This is a genomic window from Calyptranema fuscum S582, assembly GCF_055793305.1.
The window spans coordinates 65,348-84,472 of record NZ_JBSLYH010000022.1; the positions used below are offsets into that span (position 1 = coordinate 65,348).

The following is a 19,125-nucleotide window of genomic DNA, read 5'->3' on the forward strand; positions in this document are numbered from 1 at the left end:
ACAGCGCTTTGCACCTGGTTAGGTCGTGGTTGTTGTGTGAGAGCCGCGCTCTGCGCGGCTCTCACACAACAACGAGTATCCCATGTTATTGAGAATTGCTAGAGACCGTGGTTTTTGTTTGTTGCTATGACCCACCCCATTGGTAAGACATTACAGCAGGGTAAATACATCCTCAATCAAACATTGGGGAGTGGTGGCTTTGGGATCACTTACAAAGCGACCCACTCTGTGTTGCATCAAACCGTGGTGATCAAAACATTGAATGACCGGCTGCGGCAAGATCCTGATTTTGCTGCCTCGCAACAGCAGTTTCAAGAAGAAGCCCGACGATTAGCAAAATTCTCTCATATCAACATTGTGCGGGTGATCGATTTTTTTGTGGAAGATGATCTGCCCCATATTGTCATGGACTACGTTCCGGGAAATACATTGGCAGAAATGGTGCTGTCGAACGGTACAGTATCAGAGGCGATCGCTCTGCATTATATTCGCCAAGTGGGTGCGGCTCTGACCGTGATTCATCAGCATGGATTGCTGCATAGAGACGTCAAACCGCAAAATATTATCGTGCGTGCAGGAACCCACGATGTTGTCTTAATTGACTTTGGCATTGCGCGTGAATTTACACCGGGGTTAACGCAAACTCATACTGGCATCATTTCTACGGGATACGCACCGATTGAACAATATTTGCCGCAAGCAAAACGTACACCCGCTACAGATATTTACGGTCTGGCAGCAACGTTGTATACGTTATTGACGACAAAAATCCCAGTCGCTGCGATCTTGCGCGATCGCAGTCCATTGGTCGAACCAAAACACTACAGACCTGACTTGAGTGCGTCTCTTAATCAAGCCATCTTGCAAGGGATGGCGATGGAAGCGCAGCACCGTCCTGCTACGGTTGATCAATGGTTAGCATTGCTGCCCCAACCCCAGCTTAATTCGGGCTACCCGACTCCAGCCCTGGCTGCGACCCATGAACTCACCCATGAAGCTGCCTCTGGGCAATCTACAGCGGCAATCGCCCCTGTGCCCATGGTGCCATCTACTGCACCCACCGTGGCGATCGCTCCTCGGCAACCGCTTGTAGCTGCGGCAACTCAGACGCTTGCCCACGTCTCCGAGGCTATCCAACACCCATCCCGCAAACCCTGGACTACAGGGCTTTTATCACTGTTGTTGTTGGGTCCCATGGCATTGATTGCGATCGGGTTGAGTCCCCGCTCTGCGCCAACCTCCGCCTCGACACCATCTAAGCCTGCTCAGACAACGGTAACGGCTTTTGCTCAGCAGATCCAACCTCTGGCATCTACTCTGAAAACGTCGGTGGCAGAGCCCGTAGCAGAGCCCGTAGCAGAGCCAGCAACCCTACCGAGCGCTCCCGTTGCCACTCCCGTCAGCACTCCACCTAACCCGGCGGCTGTTCCGGCTGCACCCAGCTCCAATCCGCCGCGCCCCGCTGCTGCCCCATCTCCGCCAACCCCGTCTGCCAGAAGCCAACCCGCCCGACCCAGTCAGGTGAGCAGACCGCGTTCGGATAATAGAAATGGCAATGGCAATGGCAATGGGCGGGGGCGTGGCAATGGCAATGGCAATGGGCGGGGACAGGGTAAAGTCAAAAATCGTGGCAATAGTCGGCGTTGAGCAATAGCATCACGCTTTGTCGCCACCATATTGAGTTTTAAGGGCTGCGATCTGGTCGTCATCCAGCTTTTGGAATAGGGGGGGGGGCACATCAAACGATCGCCCTGCTTGCAAGACCGTGAAATCAACGGCAGCTTCAAAGCTACTCGAACGCTCGGCTTCGGACAAATGCAGGGCATCTGCGATCGCCTCAGCGGTGAAAGGAATAAACGGTGCAGCGGCGATCGCATAAATCCGAATCAAGTTCACACAGGTGCGAATCACCAGCGCTGCTTCTTCTCGATCGGTTTTAAACAATGCCCAGGGGGCGCGTTCGTCAATGTATTGATTGCCTGCGGTCCACAAGGCACAGAGTGTATCAGCGGCTTTGCGAAACTCCAGATTTTGCAAACACTCTCGAATCGTACTAACCAACTCTTTGCAAGTTGCTTCCAGTCGCTGTTCTACTTCTCCGGGTGTACCGCCTTCGGGGAGGGTGGCATCAAACCGAGAGACGGCAAATTTGAGAATGCGGTTAATGAAATTTCCTAAGTTATCTGCCAGATCTTTGTTGATCTTGGTTTGAAACTGTTCCCAGGTAAATGCAGAATCAGAGGATTCAGGTGCCGAAGCAATCAGGGCATAGCGCCAGTAATCGGCAGGGACAATATCCAGTGCCTGATCTAAAAACACGCCCCGTTTGGAACTTGTAGAAAACTTGCCGCCGTAATAGTTCAACCAGTTGAAGCCCTTGATATAATTTGCCATCGTCCAGGGTTCCCGTGTGCCCAAGATCATGGCAGGCCACATGATGGTATGAAACGGCAAATTATCCTTTGCCATAAACTGCACATAGCGAACATCGGGGGCATCTTGCCACCAGCTCAGCCAATTGCGTTCGGGAGCTTGCGCTGCCCAGGCTTTGGTCGCAGAAATATAGCCAATGGGAGCATCAAACCAGACATAAAACACCTTGCCATCAAACCCTTGTCGGGGCACAGGCACTCCCCAACTCAAATCGCGCGTGATGCAACGACTTTGCAAGCCTTCATTTAGCCATTTCATGGCGATCGATTTTGTCAGCAGTGGCCAATCGGTTTGCTGATCGACCCAGGTCCGCACTTCATCACTCAGTTGATCCAGTTTAAGAAACAAATGCTTGCTCTGGCGAATTTCTAGATTGGTGCTACCAGATACTGCCGATCGAGGATTGATCAAATCTGTGGGATTTAACACCGAGGTGCAGTTTTCACACTGGTCGCCTCGGGCAGATTCGTAGCCGCATTTGGGGCAGGTGCCAATCACATAGCGATCGGGCAAAAACCGCTGATCTTCAAGCGAATACATCTGGCTGATTTCCCGTTCTTCCATAAAGCCGTTTTCATCTAGCTTTTGGTAGAAATGCTGGGTCAGCTCATGGTTTTCCGGGGAAGACGTCCGCCCAAAATAGTCAAACGACAACCCAAAGCGACTGTAGACATCTGCCTGACGTTCGTATTGCCGTTTGCAATACGCATCTACATCCAATCCTTCCTCTAAGGCGGCTAGCTCAGCCGGGGTGCCATGTTCATCGGTGCCACAGACAAACAGCACTGATTCGCCCTCCTGGCGCAGGAAGCGAGCGTATACATCCGCAGGGAGCATAGAGCCAATCAGGTTGCCCAAATGCTTGATGCCGTTGATGTAGGGAAGAGCGCTCGTAATTAGATATCGCATAGAATTGGGGTCGCACTAAAAAAGCAAAGAACATTGTCGTTGACAATGTTCTTTATTAAGGTTAATCCATAGTAGCCCTAGAACGAGTGATTCGATCGCCGCTCTCTGGCAGAGTAGGCACCGACCGCAAGATTACAGGACAACTGCATCACACTATAGCGATCCTAGTCTCGTCAGCCCTCACCCTAAATCCCTTTCCCAGAGAGGGAGAGGGACTTTGAAACCAAGTTCTGCTCCCCTTCGCCCTTAATGGGAGAAGGGGTTGGGGGATGAGGGTGAAAGGCTTGATATTCCACTGTTTGATTCGCTAAATATGTACTAGCCCCCGCGCCCCTGTCCTAACTAGCTCTGCGGTTGCTATAGATAGGGTTGGGTCAGTTCTAAAATCAGGTCAAACCGATAACTGTCAACCCATTCGCTCAAGGCAATGGCGATCGCTTTTTGTTCGACGGGAATTTGGTCTAGCAATTGTGAGATCAAGCGAGCATTAACGCGAGTGGCAGCTTCATGTAACTCTGCAATCCACTCTGGGGGCATCCCGTGTAACGCAGTGGCATCCAGGGGCAACGATGATGCATCGGCAATGGATTGTTCAGCTTCAACGTCAAGCCGATCGCCTGTTTCATAGACATAGTTCACCCCCAAATAGTCTGCCATTTTGTCAAAGATCAGGTGTTCTCGAAAAGGTTTGCGCACCAGATCATCGCAACCTGCGGCAAGAATATGCGATCGCTGTTCTTCGAAGGCACTGGCGGTCAGGGCAATAATAATAGTCCGAGGGGTGTCGGGGTTGGCAGCTTCCAGTTGCCGAATATGTCGCGTTGCCTCATAGCCATCCATGACAGGCATCCGCATATCCATCCAGATCAGGTGAGGGTGCCAACTATGCCAAAGGGCGATCGCTTCTTGCCCATCAGACGCACTACAGACATCTAAGCCAACGAGCCGCAATAATTGTTCAATCAGATTACGATTTTCCTGGCGATCGTCTACCACCAGAATGCGATAGGGCATCTGTCCCGGAATAAGACCCACAACGCGGCGAGTCTCCAGGGGTCGCATCTGGTCGGCTAATGCATCCACCACGGTCACAGGCAGAGTGAAATGAAAGGTTGACCCCTGTCCCAATCGAGTTGTGACCTGGAGATCGCCTCCCATCAAGCGGACAAATTGGTGACTGATGCTTAACCCTAAACCCGTTCCTTCCCTGGTATGGTCATGATTAGAGCCTTGAATAAAGGGGCGAAATAAATGATCTAAATCGCCGGGGGAAATGCCGGGACCCGTATCTTCGACCTCAACCTGAAGCAGAAGTGTGTCTGAAGCCGTCGGATTAGCAGGGGTTGCAGGTAAAACGGTAACCCGCAGAGTTACGCCGCCAACCTGGGTAAATTTCACTGCATTTCCCAGAAGATTAATGAGAACCTGGCGAAGTTTACCCTCATCGGTAAGGACGTATTGCGGCAGGTCATCGGCAACGTCAAATATCAGGTTTAACTGTTTAACATCTGTACGCAATCGAAACAGGCTTTGAAGGCTACGCAATAGTTGCAAGAGGTCAAACGAATTGGCGTTCAGCGTTATCCGACCCGCTTCAATTTTCGACATATCTAACACGTCGTTAATTAAGCTGAGCAGGTGTTCTCCACTGCGGTTAATCGTGGCTAAAAAGTTTCGTTGTTGACTGGTTAACGATCTGTCTCGTTCCATTAACTGCGTAAAGCCTAAAATTGCGTTCAAGGGGGTGCGCAATTCGTGACTCATATTCGCCAGAAATGTGCTTTTAGCCCGGTTAGCGGTTTCAGCCGCATCTTTTGCCACACGCAGGGCTTCTTCGGCTTTATGGCGGGCAAGCCCCATCGCGATCAGTTCACCTACCAATCGCAATAAATTGATTTCTTCTTCACTCCACGATTTTGTAAAGTGAACGGTATCCAATCCTAAGAAACCTACGACCTTTTCCCCATGTGCCATCGGGACTGCCACGACCGAACGAATCGACTGACTTTCAAATAGTTTGCGCTCGGGAATGTCACTGGGCAATTCTGCAATAAAGGGGATTTGGATCGCATTACCGCCAACAATCAGACTATGAAATTGCGGCAATTCTCCGACCACAGAGCCTAACATCAGAGGATCTAAGGGTTTCATGCCCACCCCATACCACTCATGGGTGAGGTAGCATTCATTTTGATCGGGGGTATATTCAAACAGGCAACTACGTTCTGCTCCGGTTTGTCGGCCGATCGCCTCTAAGGTAAACTGGATAGCTGTTTCAGCATCCTGATCAATCAATTGGCGAGAAATACTGCTGAGTAACCCTTCGACTTGTGCCCGACACTGTAACGACCGATTGGCACGTTTGCGTTCTAATTCTGCCCCTGCACGAGCCGCAAAAATTCGCAAAATCAGCTCACGTTTTGAATCTGCTGCCATCGGCTTAACATCAATCACCGCAATGTGCCCCAAAATCCTGCCAGACGCATCTGTCAGGGGCACGCCCAGATAACTTTCCAGATTCATTTCCTGCAATAATGCTTCTTCTGGAAACTGCTCTTGCAACTTCTCTGCACAATAGCAAATGTGCCCGTGCAATACTCGTTCGCAGGGGGTGCCGTGCAGGTCATATTCAAAATTTTCACTGAAAATGCCTCCCCCATAAGTTGCCAGGGTGCGCACTCGGGTTTGTTGCTCATTCATGAACTCCGTCACCAGCGCATAGCGGACTTGCAAAACTTCAGCCAAATACCGCACACACGACTGGAAGAATTCATCGCCGGTGGTAGCAGCAGTGCCTTCAACAATCAACCGCAATGCATGCTCTCGTCGCTGCCGTTCTGTGACATCTTCGGCAATCCCTACCAGATAAGTGAGGTTGCCCTGAGGGTCGAACAATGGAAACTTCCAGCCCCGCACTAACAGGCGATCGCCTGTGGGATGTTCGATCCAAATTTCATTATTTTCAACCAAGCCTCTTTGTTCGACGGCTGCCAGATCTTCGGCTTTAAAAATATCGGCTTTATCGGGACTTGTTAACTCATAATCATTGAAGCCAATAGCCTGTGCCGACGAAAATCCTAAGATTCTTTCTGAAACTTGATTGACTAAAACATAGCGAAAATCATGACGGATATCTTTAACAAAAATAGCCAGTGGAATGTTATCGATAATGTTCGTAAGAAATTGTTGAGATTGCCAGAGTTCTTCTTCCAGTTGCTTGCGTTCAGTAATATCGGTTTCGACACCATCAATACAATTTTCTTCCCGATTTAACCGAATTGAGTAAAGTCCCCAACCCAATGAGCCGTCTTGTTTACGGTACTGCACTTCGTAGTTTTTGTATTCGCCATACTGAAGTAATTCGTTAATCACATCCTGGCGATCGCCTGGGTTGACATAGAGATCAGATGCACGCACTTTACCAATCACCTCGTCTGCCGATCCATATCCCGTCCGTTCGATATAGTGTTGGTTGGCTTCCAGGATCAGACCATCTTCCAACCGCGTCCGGAAAATGCCCACCTGAGAGTTTTCAAAAATATGGCGATACTTTAGCTCACTTCTGCGTAACGCTTCTTCAACCCGCTTGCGTTCCGTAATATTAACGCCAATTCCTAAGACACTAATGGTGTTACTTCCTGGCATTTTGAGTGGTCGTTTTTGCCACTGTAGCCATTCATCGTGATCGGCAGCCGTTGTGATCTGTTCTTCTGCAATAAATAACTCCTGCCCTGTTGCAATCACGTTTTGATTTTCTTGAACAAATCGTTCCACACTGGTTGCATCTGGATGCAAATCAATGTCTCGTTTGCCGATCAGTTCTTCAACCGTCGTGTTATAAAACATCGCAGCAGCTTTGTTTGCCAGTAAGTAACGACCTTCCCAATCTTTAACAAAAATCATGTTGGGGTCAGTATCAATCACCGTTCGTAATAACTCTTGCTGCTGCCTCAAATCTTCTTCTGCCCGTCTGCGAGCAGTAATGTCTCGGAGACTCCAAACCCGACCCATGCCTCGCTCGCCGACCTGTTGGGGGCGAGAATATTGTTCAAAAACACGACCATCTTTCAGTTCTAAGATGTCGTAACTTTCAGCCTCAGGGGAGGCATATAACTCTTGAATCCGCCGCAAAAAATAGTCTGGATCTTTCAGTTGCTCCGCCGCATAAAGCAAACGGTTGGCTTGATCGTCTCGTAGCACTTCTGGAAACGCCCACATCTCAAAAAAGCGTTGATTGTAACTGATTGTTTTGCCATGGCTATCCGCCGCCAATACCCCGTCTGTAATAGATTCAAACGTTGCCTTAAGGAGAGATAAGGATTGCTCTAACGCCGCTTCTGCTCGTTTTCGATGGGTAATTTCAATACTGGTTCCTTCGTAATACAGCAAATGACCCGCTGCATCGCGCACCATACGGGCATTTTCAGACACCCATATCGTACTGCCATCTTTGCGATAGACTTCTACTTCAAAGTTTTTGATGGTGCCCTGGGTTTCGAGGATGTGAATGAAGCGATCGCGTTCTGATGGATTGACATATAACTGCTGCTTGATACTTTGTATCGCCGCGATCATCTCTTCGGGTGAATCATAGCCATACATCTCAGCCAGGGTCGGGTTGAGGCTAAGATACTGCCCATCATAGGTCGATTGATATATTCCTACGACTGCATATTCAAAGATTGCCCGATATCGTTCTTCAGATTGCTGAATCGTGGCAGCTTGTTGTTGTAACGCTTCTTCTTGCCGTTGTCGCTGGGTGATATCACGAAAACTCCACGCCCGTCCAATGATCTTCTCCCCATGCCATTGGGGTTGTGAATAGCGTTCAAACACCCGCCCATCTTTTAGCTCGATCAGATCGACGGTCATGACGTCCGGACGCTTTAAAAACAAGTCCCAAATTTTGTTGAGAAATGGTTCCGGCTCTTTCACCTGATCTGCCAGAAATTGCAACCGCTCATCGGCTCGATTGGGTTGCATCAGGTCTTCTGGCATCCTCCACATCTGCAAAAATTTTTGATTGTAGACGGGGGTGTTGCGTGCCCGATCGACCACTAAAATGCCATCAGCCGTTGATTCTAGCGTAGTTTGTAGTAAAGAGAGAGTGGCTTCCTGTTGTTGCTGGCTCTGGGTGACATCGCGCAAAATCAGGATGGCAGTTCGTTGCGTCTCCGAAAACACGAGGCAATCCCCTAAAATTTCTAAGACGAGTGTGCGATCGCCATTAAAAAATTGATAGTCAGATGTTTCGTAATGATGTTGGAGCAATTGCACGTCAGGATAGCGATCGCAATCAATTAATTGATTTTGTTGAAATAGGGGCAAAATAGCGCTCAGGCGATTACCTAAAATGGCATCAGCATCACGCTCAACCAGACGCTCAAACATGGGATTGCACCACTCAATCTCACCCGCCTGATTAACCCAAACAATGGCTTCTGCGATCGCCCCTAAAGACGCTTCCATTTTTGCCAGGGTAGCTTGTAGTGTTTTGACTAACTGGGTTGAATGACTACTCATGTAAGCCCCCGTGACTCGTCTGCTGATACAGCGATTGTACTGTTAATCCATCGGTTGGGTATTCTCCCAGGGCAACGTCACAACTCACCTGAAAGCGAGTACCATCGTCTGTTGTAAACACTTGATGGCGCAGGCTAGCCAGTAGATCCGATAGGCGATCGCTTGCTTCAGCACGGTTGAGACTGGGCAACCCCACCACAAACTCGCCATATCCCCAATAGCCAGTCACTTCAGCGCCGCGAAATGCGGCTTGCAATAAACGCCCCCACCGCTGCAATACTTGATTGCCGATGGTGTGACCATACTGAGCATTAATTTGGTATAGCTGAGCTGCTTTCAGCGTTGCCAAACAAAAGGGTGTGCGATCGCGGATCGATTGGTCGAGTAATCGCGTTAGATCTTGACTCGACTGATGTTGATTGGCTAACCCTGTTAACGGATCTTTGGTCGAAAGGGTTTGCAGCAAACGGTTACGATCTAAGCGGTTTGTAATCCGACTCAACAACTCCGGACCCACCACAGGTTTGATGATGTAATCATCTGCCCCAGCCGCAAAAATATGTTGAATCGTTTCTGTATCTTGATGCGCCGTTAGAAACAAAATGGGTAGCCCTTGCCAGTTCGGGTCTGTGCGAACGGCTTGACACAGCTCAATGCCTGTAACATCTGGCATTTCTACATCCAAAATCAGTAAATCGGGAACCGTATTTTGCAAGACCTGCCAAAATCGCAATGGTTGATCAAGTGCGGTCATCCGCATTCCCCAGGGTTCTAACAAGCGCCGCAAGGCTGCCAAAAATATTGGATCATCATCCACAACCAGTAAATGAATCGTTTGCAATCGCGATCGCTGTAAGACCTGCAAGACCGCACCCCAAATCTGGGCTGTCGTCATGGGTTTGACCAAAAATCTCTGTGCCCCGGCACGAGCAATCACGACTCGATCAATCAATCCATCTGCCGCTGCTAATACCAACACGGGAACAGGTGGGGTTCGTGCCGTTAATTCAGCAATCAGTGCTAAACTCTGTTGCTGCTGCGCTACATCCGCCACGCTGAGTACCACCAGATCGATGGGATGCTGATATAAAATCTCCCTGGCTTGCGCCAATGTTTCAACCTGCTCCCAGGTTTGTCCATCAAGCTGTGCTAATGGTTGTAACTCTGCGCCTAATTGCGGATCCGCATCAATCAATAACAATCGGGCTGAATCAGGCAAGCTTGAGCGATCGCCCATGTCCTCTGATATAACCTGGTCTGCGATCGCCGCTGCCGATAAATCCAATACTTGCTCAAGGTTTTTTACTAAGGCAGGTAGGTTTTCTTGAAGTTGCGTCGGAGCCGTTGCCGCATCTATTAGAAGCTGCTCAATCGCTCGGGCTAAATCACTGCCGCTATCGCGTTCAAACATGCCCAAAACGCCAGCCAGCTTATGGGCTGCCTGTTCTGCCGACAACCGTAATGCTTCACTCAAAGGATGAAGCTGCAATTCTGCTGCCGCTTGCTGCAAGATGGATAGGCGCTCCGCCATCAAGCCGCGATAACGTTCCCAAAGGTTATCCATCGCCTGATTGAAGTCAGAAGTGAGGGATTGATCAGGATGGATGATAGCTTGATCATTCTCCGTTAGGGGTGGACTATTTGCCCGTGTTGATTGCTCTGCTCTCTGGCTCTGCGGCTCCCCTGCCTCCTGCACTCCCAACCCTTTATCCTTAACCCCTTCCTCCTGCAGCTTCAGCCGATATCCCAAGCCATAAACATTCTCGATCCAGTCGGCTGCCCCTGCGGCTTTCATCTTTTGGCGCAAGCCTTTGATGTGAGCTTTTACACTATCTTCCTGGGGTGGATCATCATACGTCCACAAATGTTCAATAATCTGCCCCCGACTAAATACCCGCGAGGGGTTACGCATAAACAGGTCTAGCAGGCTGTATTCTTTTGGCGTCAGGCTGAGCGGCTGATCGCGAAACGTGACTTCACAACTGACGGGGTTGAGTTGCAACTGACCAATCTGAAAAATCGGCATCCGAGGTGCATCACCCCGCCGCAATAATGCCCGCACTCGTGCCTGAAGTTCACCTAAATCAAAGGGTTTGGTCACATAGTCATCGGCTCCAGCATCCAGTCCCCGAATGCGTTCGCTGCTGTTATCCTTCGCCGTCATTAACAAAATGGGGGTGAGATAGCCTTCAGAGCGCAATCGCTGACATAACGAAATGCCATCCAGATGCGGCAAACCCACATCCATGACAATCAAGTCGTAGGTGGTGCCCTGAACGTATTCCCACCCCATCTGCCCATCTTCTGCCAGTTCTACGGTATAAAGGTGCCGAGTTAGCGATCGCACGACCAACTCTGCCAACGCTTCATCATCCTCGACCAACAAAATCTTCATGGCTCTAGTATCCCAATCGTCTGCCTGATCAATAGGATGACAAATTGCGACCGGGATGAGCAACACCCGCGCCACAAAAAACTATCACATGGATATCACTATCTTTTCCCGAAAAATGGGATACCTTCAGAAAGATTAGAAAACGCCGTATTTCGTCTGGTTTACTGTATGAGTTTGTTAAAGATTGTGTTGTTGGGTTTGCTGAGTCTGTTGGTTATGTTTGTGGTAGCGATCGCCTCTCCCAGTTTGGCGCAGCAAAATTGTAGTCCTGCCTATCCTGATGTTTGTATTCCACCGCCACCACCCGATCTGGATTGTGCCGAGGTTTCCTATACCAATTTTCGAGTGGTAGAATCTGACCCGCATCATTTTGATGGCGATAAAGATGGAATTGGTTGTGAAGCACCCATCAGAACCTCTTAGAATTTTAGAATTGACTGTCAGAGTGGCGATCGCCGTTGGAGTCATGGAGTGAAGCAACCGTCGGACATCGACTTTCAGCCCTATTTGCGATCGCTTACCGCTACCTATGAAAGGTGGTGGCAGTATTACACGCTGACCGACGCTGAAGGCAAACAACGCCAGAACCAAGAATCCGCCCCGATTTTTGACTTTGGGCTGATGGTGCAGACGGTGACAAAACAAGAGCGAGAACAGGAGCAGCAAGAGAAAGAAAAAGTCGAACGGTTTTCGGTTTTAGATGGGTTGCGGAAGTATGCCCTAGGGGAAAAGCCGGAGCCTGTGCTGTTGGTGGGGCGACCGGGTTCAGGGAAGTCTACGGCGTTAGCGCGGCTAATGTTAGAAGAGGCAAATTCCCAGATCTCAACCCAGACCTCGGAGGTTTTGAAAACCTCCGAGGTCTCAGCCCAATCGCTGCGCATCCCCATCTTGGTGGAATTGCGCTATTGGCAAGGATCGATCGCTCAGCTAATCGTTAATGCGTTGAAGCGCCATGATCTTGCGGTTACCTCCGATCAAGTAGAAACTGTGTTGAACCAATCACTCCTCCTGTTTGATGGGGTGAATGAGTTGCCGTCAGAGGAGGCGCGTACCCAACTCTCTGCGTTTCGGCGCGATCATCCCAAGGTGCCAATGATCTTCACCACGCGAGATTTGAGCCTGGGGGGCGATCTGGGAATTGAGCGCAAGCTGGAGATGCAACCGCTGACGAAATCCCAGATGCAGGCATTTATCCGGGCGTATGTGCCAGAGCAGGCGGAGGCGATGCTGCGGCAACTCAAGGATCGGTTGCGGGAGTTTGGGCAAACACCATTGCTGCTTTGGATGCTGTGCAGTTTGTTTCAACAGACCCAGACCATTCCCCAAAATTTGGGTGAGGTGTTTCGGGCGTTTACCCAGGGCTATGAGCGGCAGTTGAAACAGGATGTGGTAGTGGAGAGCGATCGCCGTCTGTGGCCAGAGTTGCTGCAAGTATTGGCGGCGCGGATGATGCAGGGGGAAAAGCCAACGGAATTAAGAGTGGCGATCGCCCCCAGCGAAATCTATCAAGTTTTTGCCAACTATTTGCAGACTGCCGATCCGCTGGCACCTCGCAAGGCATTGGATGACTTACTCAAGCATCATTTGCTCCAGCGCAATGGCGAGCTGGTGGAGTTTCGCCATCAGTTGATTCAGGAATACTATGCAGCAGAGTGGTTGTTGGCAAAGTTGGATATGTTGGATGACGCCACCTTGCAGCGGGAGTATTTGAATTACCTGAAATGGACAGAGCCAGTGGCTTTGATGCTAGCGCTAGTGACGGATAAGGCATTGGTGATGCGGTTGGTGGAGCTAGCATTGGCTGTGGATTTGATGTTGGGGGCGCGGTTGGCTGGAGAGGTGCAACCGGAGTTTCAAAAGCACACGATTCAACTAATCGATACCTTAGAGTTTCCCGAATCGTTTATGCTTCAGCTTTACGCAAGGATGCAAACCAATGCAATCGTGCCAAACTTAATTGAGCGACTTAAAGAACCAGATCCCCAGAGGCGAAAAAGTGCAGTTCATGCTTTGGCGTGGATTGATTCGGAAAGTGCCATTCAGGGGTTACTAATGGCTATGGAAGATGTCTACGCAGATATTCGCCATAGTGCAGAACAAGCAATCAGAAATACTCAGTTAAAGGAATATGCTGTTGTAGGATTGCGGAAGGCTCTTAATCATCCCCAATCGTTTGTACATCGCAGTGCCAAGAACGTCTTAACAAGTTTCCAACTCTACAACTCTTCATTAGAAAATAAGTCTTCAGATGATTTAGTGGGAATTGGGTCTGAAACCGCCATTTCAACTCTGCTCAAGGCGATGGAAGATGCAGATTTTGTAGTACGTTTGAGGGCAGCAGATGCGTTAGGAAACATTGGGTCTGAAACTGCCATTCCAGTTCTGATCAGAGCGCTAGAAGATGCAAACGACGAGGTGCGTAGGAGCGCGACTGAGGCGTTAAGGAAGCTGAGGTCAGAAGCGGCGATCCCAGGACTGCTCAGAGCGCTAGAAGATGCAAACGACGAGGTGCGTGAGAGCGCGACTGAGGCGTTAGGGGAGCTAGGTTCTGAGGCGGCGATCCCAGGACTGCTCAAAGCGCTGGAAGATGCAAACTACTACGTACATAGGAGAGCAGCCGAGGCGTTAGAGAAGCTGGGTTCTGAGGCGGCGATACCGGGACTGCTCAAAGCGCTAGAACATACAAACGTCGCTGTGTGTAGGAGCGCGGCTGAGGTGTTAGGTAAGCTGGGTTCTGAGGCGGCGATACCGGGACTGCTCAAAGCGCTAGAACATGCAAGCGTCGCTGTGTGTAGGAGCGCGGCTGAGGCGTTAGGGGAGCTGGGTTCTAAGGCGGCGATACCGGGACTGCTCAAAGCGTTCGAACATGCAAACTACCATGTGCGTTTTAGAGCGGCAGGAGCATTAGGGAAGCTAGGTTCTGAGGCAGCGATCCCAGGACTGCTCAAAGCGCTCGAAGATGCAAACGACAATGTGCGTTGGAGAGCGGCTGAGGCGTTAGGGGAGCTGAGGTCGGAGGCGGCGATCCCAGGACTGCTCAAAGCACTCGAAGATGCAAACGACGAGGTGCATTGGAGAGCGGCTGAGGCGTTAGGGAAGCTGGGTTCTGAGGCGGCGATCCCAGGACTGCTCAAAGCACTTGAACATGCAAGCGTCGCTGTGCATTTGAGAGCGGCTGAGGCGTTAGAAAGGCTGGGATCAGAGGCGACGATCCCAGGGCTGCTCAAAGCGCTCGAAGATTCAGACTACTATGTGCGTTGGAGAGCAGCTGAGGCGTTAGGGAAGCTGAGGTCAAAGGCGGTTATCCCAGGGCTGCTCAAAGCGCTAGAACATGCAAACGACGATGTGCGTAAGAGCGCAACTGAGGCGTTAGGGAAACTGGGGTCAGAGGCGGTTATCCCAGGGCTGCTCAAAGCGCTCGAAGATGCAAATGACGATGTGCGCTTGAGAGCGACTGAGGCGTTAGGGAAGCTGAGGTCAAAGGCGGTTATCCCAGGGCTGCTCAAAGCGCTCGAAGATGCAAACGTCGCTGTGCGTAGGAGCGCGACTGAGGTGTTAGGGAAGCTGAGGTCGGAGGCGGCGATTCCAGGGCTGCTCAAAGCGCTCGAAGATGCAAACGACGATGTACGCTTGAGAGCGACTGAGGCGTTAGGAAAGCTGAGGTCAGAGGCGACGATCCCAGGACTGCTCAAAGCGCTCGAAGATGCAAACGACGATGTACGCTTGAGAGCGACTGAGGCGTTAGGAAAGCTGGGGTCAGAGGCGGCGCTCCCAGGACTGCTCAAAGCGCTCGAAGATGCAAACGACGATGTGCGTTTGAGAACGGCTGAGGCGTTAGGGAAGCTGGGGTCAAAGGCGGCGCTCCCAGGACTGCTCAAAACAATCGAAGATGCAAACGACTATGTGCGTAGGAGCACGGCTGACACGTTAGTCTCTATTGCTAAGAATCATGTAGAGGTGTTGTCCTCTCACCTGCCACACTTGCTCACCTTAATCCCCACAAGTTCTGGTCAAACTGCCTATCTCGTCATCCTTGGAATTCAAGCCAACTGCAAGTTCTACAACTATGAAATCTTTCAAGCCCGTCTGGCAGCGCAGAAAGGCGATCGCCCCGTCAGCCAAAGTAGCAGTAGCCCCACCACCACAATCTACAATATTGATCAAATCGGCATCCTCAACACAGGTAGCGTCAGCATCCACGGCGATCAAATCGGAGAGCAGCACCCATGATTCAAAACCCCGCTCACCAACAACTGGTGCTCGATACCCTTTGCACTAACCTGCAAGACCCGCTTCCAGAAATTCGCGCCAAAGCCGCTCAAGCCCTCGGGCAACTGGGATATCCAGCAATCATTCCTCAACTGATCGCCGCCCTCCACGACCCCGAACCCCTTGTCCGCCAAAATGCCGCGATCGCCCTTGGTAAACTTGGCAACGATACCATCCTCCCCGATCTGATCACAGCCCTTCAAGACCCTGTCCCTAGCGTTCGGGAAAGTATCACCACCGCGCTCGGCGACATTGGCAGCGAAAGTATCACCCCCATCCTCATTACTGCCCTCCAAGACCTCGCCCCCAGCGTTCGTAGTCGTTCTGCGCAAGCGCTCGGTCATCTAAAACGCCCTGCTGCCGTTCCAGCCTTGCTTAAGCTCCTGGCTGACTCCGATGCACTCGTCCGCCAAAATGCTGCGATCGCCCTCGGCAATATGCCATCCGAAACGGTTCTCACACCCTTACTCGAAACTATCCAACACCCCGATTCAACCCTACGTCAAAGTGCTGCGATCGCTCTCGGTCAACTCAACCAGGAAACAGCCATCCCAGCCCTTGTTCAACTTCTCCAAGACCCCAACACTCAAGTGCGCGAACGAGCAATCGAAGCGCTTGGCAAAATGGGTAGCGCAGTGGATTGGTCGGTGGCATAGGGTAAAAATTCGTGACCCCAGAAAACCGTCAAATCATCATTGAAACCCTCTGCACACTACTTACTGATGCAACAGATAGCACCATTCGCATTCGAGCCGCTCAATCTCTTGGTCGTTTAGGTGCAGAAACGAGCATTCCCCTCCTCTGCCAAATCGCCCTTCAAGATCCAGATAGCGCAGTCCGACTCGCCATTATGGATGCTTTAGTCACCATTGCCCAAATTCAACCCCTTAATCCCATGACTGAACCCTCTAAAAACCAACCGATTTTCAACATCAACCAGGTCGGTAACATCAACACGGGAGATGTAACAATTCAGGGCGATCAAGTGGGTATTCAACATAACTATGCTCCAGAACCCAGCACCGAAGCTACCCAACAGCTTGCCCAACTCCTGACAAAATTACGCACCCAATATCCCAATAAACCGGACGCAGAAATCTTTGAAATCTTGCTCAATGGCTTCGCCAGGATGCCCCAAAACAACCCCCAAAACTGGCAACGCTGGCAAGATGTCTTCAGTATATTGTTTGCAGGTGGAGTGGAAGGAGTCAAAATCATCTGTCCCCCCGCAGGCATTCCGATTGAAGTGGGCAAAAGACTTTACGAAATCTACGATCGCAACCGTCAGCAGCTTCCGGGAAATTAAACCATGAGGGCGATCGCGATGCCGCCTTTCAAGAGATTGCCGAAGGGATTCGGGAAGTGGCGATCGCACTGAGAAAGGAGAAAGGATGATGGAGGAAAAGGCGATCGCTATTAAGCCAATTATGCCGGGGCGATCGCGTTGAAAGCCCCAAGGACATCACAGATGGGAACGGCATCCGTTAAACTTGAGGAGTAGGTCGGTTTACGTTGATTGATCCAGCAATTTTGATGGAGGTGACAGCTATGGAAAAAGCCATGATTCAGGTTGTCGAAGCGGTCTTTGATGGCACCACTTTTCATCCAACAGCACCCTTAAATCTAAAAGCTGGCACACGAGTACGAATCACCGTTGAAAGCGTATCGCCAGAAAAACCAACTACCCCAAAATCATTTCTTCAGACTGCCAAATCGCTTCATTTACAAGGTGAACCAGATTGGTCAGCAAATTTAGATCACTATTTGTACGGTGATACTACCCAGGAAGATGACTGAAGTTTTTCTGGATACATCGTTTGCTATTGCGCTATCTGCCACCACAGACCAGAGCCACGCACGGGCAGTCGATCTTGCCAATCAATTTGAAAAGAATGGCACTCGCCTAGTGACAACGCAAGCAATACTGTTAGAAATTGGTAATGCACTCTCTAAACAACGATATCGAGTCGCAGCGGTTCAACTACTCGAATCACTGGCATCTGATCCTAACGTCGAGATCGTTCCATTATCAAGCGACCTCTACAACGCTGCTTTCAACCTATTTAGAGATCGTTTAGATAAACAGTGGGGACTTATTGACTGTGTATCATTTGTTGTCATGCAAGAGCGTGGTATTTCTGAGGCACTGACGACAGATGACCATTTTAATCAAGCAGGCTTCCGCGCGTTACTGAAGAGTTAAAGATATCTTACGAAAAACACTTGCCCTTGAGCCAATTATGCGGGAGTGTTCAGAAAACCGCGTCAGATAGGATTGAAACCCTTGATTTTTCGTTCTTAAAACCGAGGTTTACACAAAATTCCGAGCGCTTTTTATACTAGGGCGATCGCACTGAGAAAGGAGAAAGGATGATGGAGGAAAGGGCGATCGTATTGAGGGATGGGCAAGAGAGCGATCGCTTCCTTTAAGTCGAGAAGACGTTGATAATAATGACCAGCTAAGCCTAGCGATCACTCATCTATTGCAAATGGAAGACCGAATCTGGTGGAACCCACGGATAGGCTGACCATTTGATTCGGGTTGACTAGCTCAATAGAACATAGACTTCAGGATCATCAGCCATAAAAATCAGGCACAATGGAGACATCCTTTAGCTGCGACAGGTTATGAGAGAGCCAACGCCGTCTGTCAAACTACTGGATTATGGTCAGGAGTGCGCCTCGGATCAAATTGTCCCCAATCCTGCTGTTTTAAAGAGTTTGGGTTGGCATGGGCTACATCTCGAACTGCACCAACAACCAACCTTTGCCACGGATGAACATCACCACACAATGCATGTGCTGGCGTGCGGATTAGTTGACTCAGACAACACCAATGCACCAGGGATCCGAGTGCTGGATGGCAAGCGATCGCGCGAAAGACGGGGGGCTGGAGATATTGCAATTATTCCAGCGGGGATAACCCATTCCTGCGGTTGGGATGCTCCGGCTCAATTTATAGTGCTGGCAGTTGAGCCAACCTTGCTAAAACAGATGGGTCAAGAATGGGTCAATCCTGACCAGATCGAATTACAACCTCAGTTTATGAGCAAGTCTGACCCATTGATTCAAACCATTCTTTTAACGTTGAGGCAAGAAGCTGAACTGGGAGGAATGGGCAGTCACTTACTGGTTGATAGCTTAAAAACTGCATTAGCTGTGCAATTATTGCGAACTTATTGTGTGACTCGACCCAAGCTCTCCAGTTATGCCAATGGTTTGTCTGACGTTACATTAGCACTGGTGAAAGAGTATATATACCATCATCTCCATCATGATTTGAAGTTAGCTGAGCTAGCGGCGATCGCCCAAATCAGCCCCTATCATTTCTTGCGACTGTTCAAGCAAAGTTTGGGAATCACGCCTCACCAATACATTTTGCAGTGCCGATTGAATCAAGCCAAACACCTTTTATACCATAGTGAACTCAGTATTGTTGAAATTGCGACCCAAACAGGCTTTTGTGACCAGAGCCATTTAACACGCTACTTCAAACGTTATATGGGTGTGACGCCCAAACAACTGCTGCGATCGCGATTAGCATCCAACGCATCGCAATAATATCCCAAAGCTTCGCAACTTTTTTCTAGAATCTT

At 50.0% G+C, this 19,125-nt stretch carries 12 protein-coding genes; 8 read left to right on the top strand and 4 right to left on the bottom strand.

All coding sequences use genetic code 11. The features are described from left to right. The first annotated feature begins 126 nt into the window (after nt 1-126). Nucleotides 127-1,647: a serine/threonine protein kinase gene (locus ACR6Z4_RS16125; protein WP_479718317.1), complete on the top strand. Its 1,521-nt coding sequence runs from the start codon at nt 127-129 to the stop codon at nt 1,645-1,647. 9 nt (nt 1,648-1,656) lie between these two features. Here ACR6Z4_RS16125 and metG read toward each other — a convergent pair whose 3' ends face one another. From metG to ACR6Z4_RS16140, 3 genes are all read right to left on the bottom strand, one after another. Then, nucleotides 1,657-3,342, bottom strand: coding sequence for a methionine--tRNA ligase (gene metG, locus ACR6Z4_RS16130; RefSeq protein ID WP_479718318.1), 1,686 nt, complete (start codon nt 3,340-3,342; stop codon nt 1,657-1,659). A gap of 357 nt (nt 3,343-3,699) precedes the next feature. Beyond that, nucleotides 3,700-8,865 (bottom strand): PAS domain S-box protein, encoded by a 5,166-nt coding sequence (locus ACR6Z4_RS16135; RefSeq protein ID WP_479718319.1) that lies wholly within the window; start codon nt 8,863-8,865, stop codon nt 3,700-3,702. Next, nucleotides 8,858-11,260, bottom strand: a complete 2,403-nt coding sequence (locus ACR6Z4_RS16140) for a response regulator (RefSeq protein WP_479718320.1) — start codon at nt 11,258-11,260, stop codon at nt 8,858-8,860. The genes ACR6Z4_RS16135 and ACR6Z4_RS16140 overlap by 8 nt, the downstream gene beginning before the upstream one ends. A gap of 168 nt (nt 11,261-11,428) precedes the next feature. Here ACR6Z4_RS16140 and ACR6Z4_RS16145 point away from each other — a divergent pair, with 168 nt between their 5' ends. From ACR6Z4_RS16145 to ACR6Z4_RS16160, 4 genes are read left to right on the top strand one after another with little or no spacing between them, the layout of a single operon-like run. Beyond that, nucleotides 11,429-11,683 (top strand): hypothetical protein, encoded by a 255-nt coding sequence (locus ACR6Z4_RS16145; RefSeq protein ID WP_479718321.1) that lies wholly within the window; start codon nt 11,429-11,431, stop codon nt 11,681-11,683. Nucleotides 11,684-11,731: 48 nt separating this feature from the next. After that, on the top strand, nt 11,732-15,490 hold the full coding sequence (locus tag ACR6Z4_RS16150; RefSeq protein ID WP_479718322.1) for a HEAT repeat domain-containing protein: 3,759 nt from the start codon (nt 11,732-11,734) through the stop codon (nt 15,488-15,490). Next, a complete protein-coding gene (locus ACR6Z4_RS16155) occupies nt 15,487-16,185 on the top strand; it encodes a HEAT repeat domain-containing protein (RefSeq protein WP_479718323.1) in 699 nt (232 codons plus the stop codon). The genes ACR6Z4_RS16150 and ACR6Z4_RS16155 overlap by 4 nt, the downstream gene beginning before the upstream one ends. An 11-nt stretch (nt 16,186-16,196) precedes the next feature. Further along, on the top strand, nt 16,197-16,835 hold the full coding sequence (locus ACR6Z4_RS16160) for a HEAT repeat domain-containing protein (protein ID WP_479718324.1): 639 nt from the start codon (nt 16,197-16,199) through the stop codon (nt 16,833-16,835). 28 nt (nt 16,836-16,863) lie between these two features. On the opposite strand, the gene ACR6Z4_RS16165 is transcribed toward ACR6Z4_RS16160, so the two are convergent. Beyond that, complete coding sequence (locus ACR6Z4_RS16165; RefSeq protein WP_479718325.1) at nt 16,864-17,010, bottom strand: hypothetical protein; 147 nt, start codon at nt 17,008-17,010, stop codon at nt 16,864-16,866. Nucleotides 17,011-17,089: 79 nt separating this feature from the next. Between ACR6Z4_RS16165 and ACR6Z4_RS16170 the strand changes: the two genes are divergently transcribed. The 3 genes from ACR6Z4_RS16170 to ACR6Z4_RS16180 all read left to right on the top strand — a co-directional run bounded on the left by ACR6Z4_RS16170 (nt 17,090) and on the right by ACR6Z4_RS16180 (nt 19,090). Beyond that, complete coding sequence (locus tag ACR6Z4_RS16170; protein WP_479718364.1) at nt 17,090-17,326, top strand: antitoxin family protein; 237 nt, start codon at nt 17,090-17,092, stop codon at nt 17,324-17,326. Continuing rightward, on the top strand, nt 17,319-17,732 hold the full coding sequence (locus ACR6Z4_RS16175) for a type II toxin-antitoxin system VapC family toxin (protein ID WP_479718326.1): 414 nt from the start codon (nt 17,319-17,321) through the stop codon (nt 17,730-17,732). Before ACR6Z4_RS16170 ends, ACR6Z4_RS16175 begins: the two co-directional genes overlap by 8 nt. Nucleotides 17,733-18,157: 425 nt before the next feature. Next, a complete protein-coding gene (locus ACR6Z4_RS16180; protein WP_479718327.1) occupies nt 18,158-19,090 on the top strand; it encodes a helix-turn-helix transcriptional regulator in 933 nt (310 codons plus the stop codon). The last annotated feature ends 35 nt before the right edge of the window (nt 19,091-19,125 follow it).

Bases quoted from the DNA above. Each gene is read 5' to 3' on its own strand.
- ACR6Z4_RS16125 (WP_479718317.1), top strand. From the start codon at position 127: ATGACCCACCCCATTGGTAAGACATTACAGCAGGGTAAATACATCCTC.
- metG (WP_479718318.1), bottom strand. From the start codon at position 3,342: ATGCGATATCTAATTACGAGCGCTCTTCCCTACATCAACGGCATCAAG.
- ACR6Z4_RS16135 (WP_479718319.1), bottom strand. From the start codon at position 8,865: ATGAGTAGTCATTCAACCCAGTTAGTCAAAACACTACAAGCTACCCTG.
- ACR6Z4_RS16140 (WP_479718320.1), bottom strand. From the start codon at position 11,260: ATGAAGATTTTGTTGGTCGAGGATGATGAAGCGTTGGCAGAGTTGGTC.
- ACR6Z4_RS16145 (WP_479718321.1), top strand. From the start codon at position 11,429: ATGAGTTTGTTAAAGATTGTGTTGTTGGGTTTGCTGAGTCTGTTGGTT.
- ACR6Z4_RS16155 (WP_479718323.1), top strand. From the start codon at position 15,487: ATGATTCAAAACCCCGCTCACCAACAACTGGTGCTCGATACCCTTTGC.
- ACR6Z4_RS16165 (WP_479718325.1), bottom strand. From the start codon at position 17,010: ATGCCGTTCCCATCTGTGATGTCCTTGGGGCTTTCAACGCGATCGCCC.
- ACR6Z4_RS16170 (WP_479718364.1), top strand. From the start codon at position 17,090: ATGATTCAGGTTGTCGAAGCGGTCTTTGATGGCACCACTTTTCATCCA.
- ACR6Z4_RS16175 (WP_479718326.1), top strand. From the start codon at position 17,319: ATGACTGAAGTTTTTCTGGATACATCGTTTGCTATTGCGCTATCTGCC.
- ACR6Z4_RS16180 (WP_479718327.1), top strand. From the start codon at position 18,158: ATGAGAGAGCCAACGCCGTCTGTCAAACTACTGGATTATGGTCAGGAG.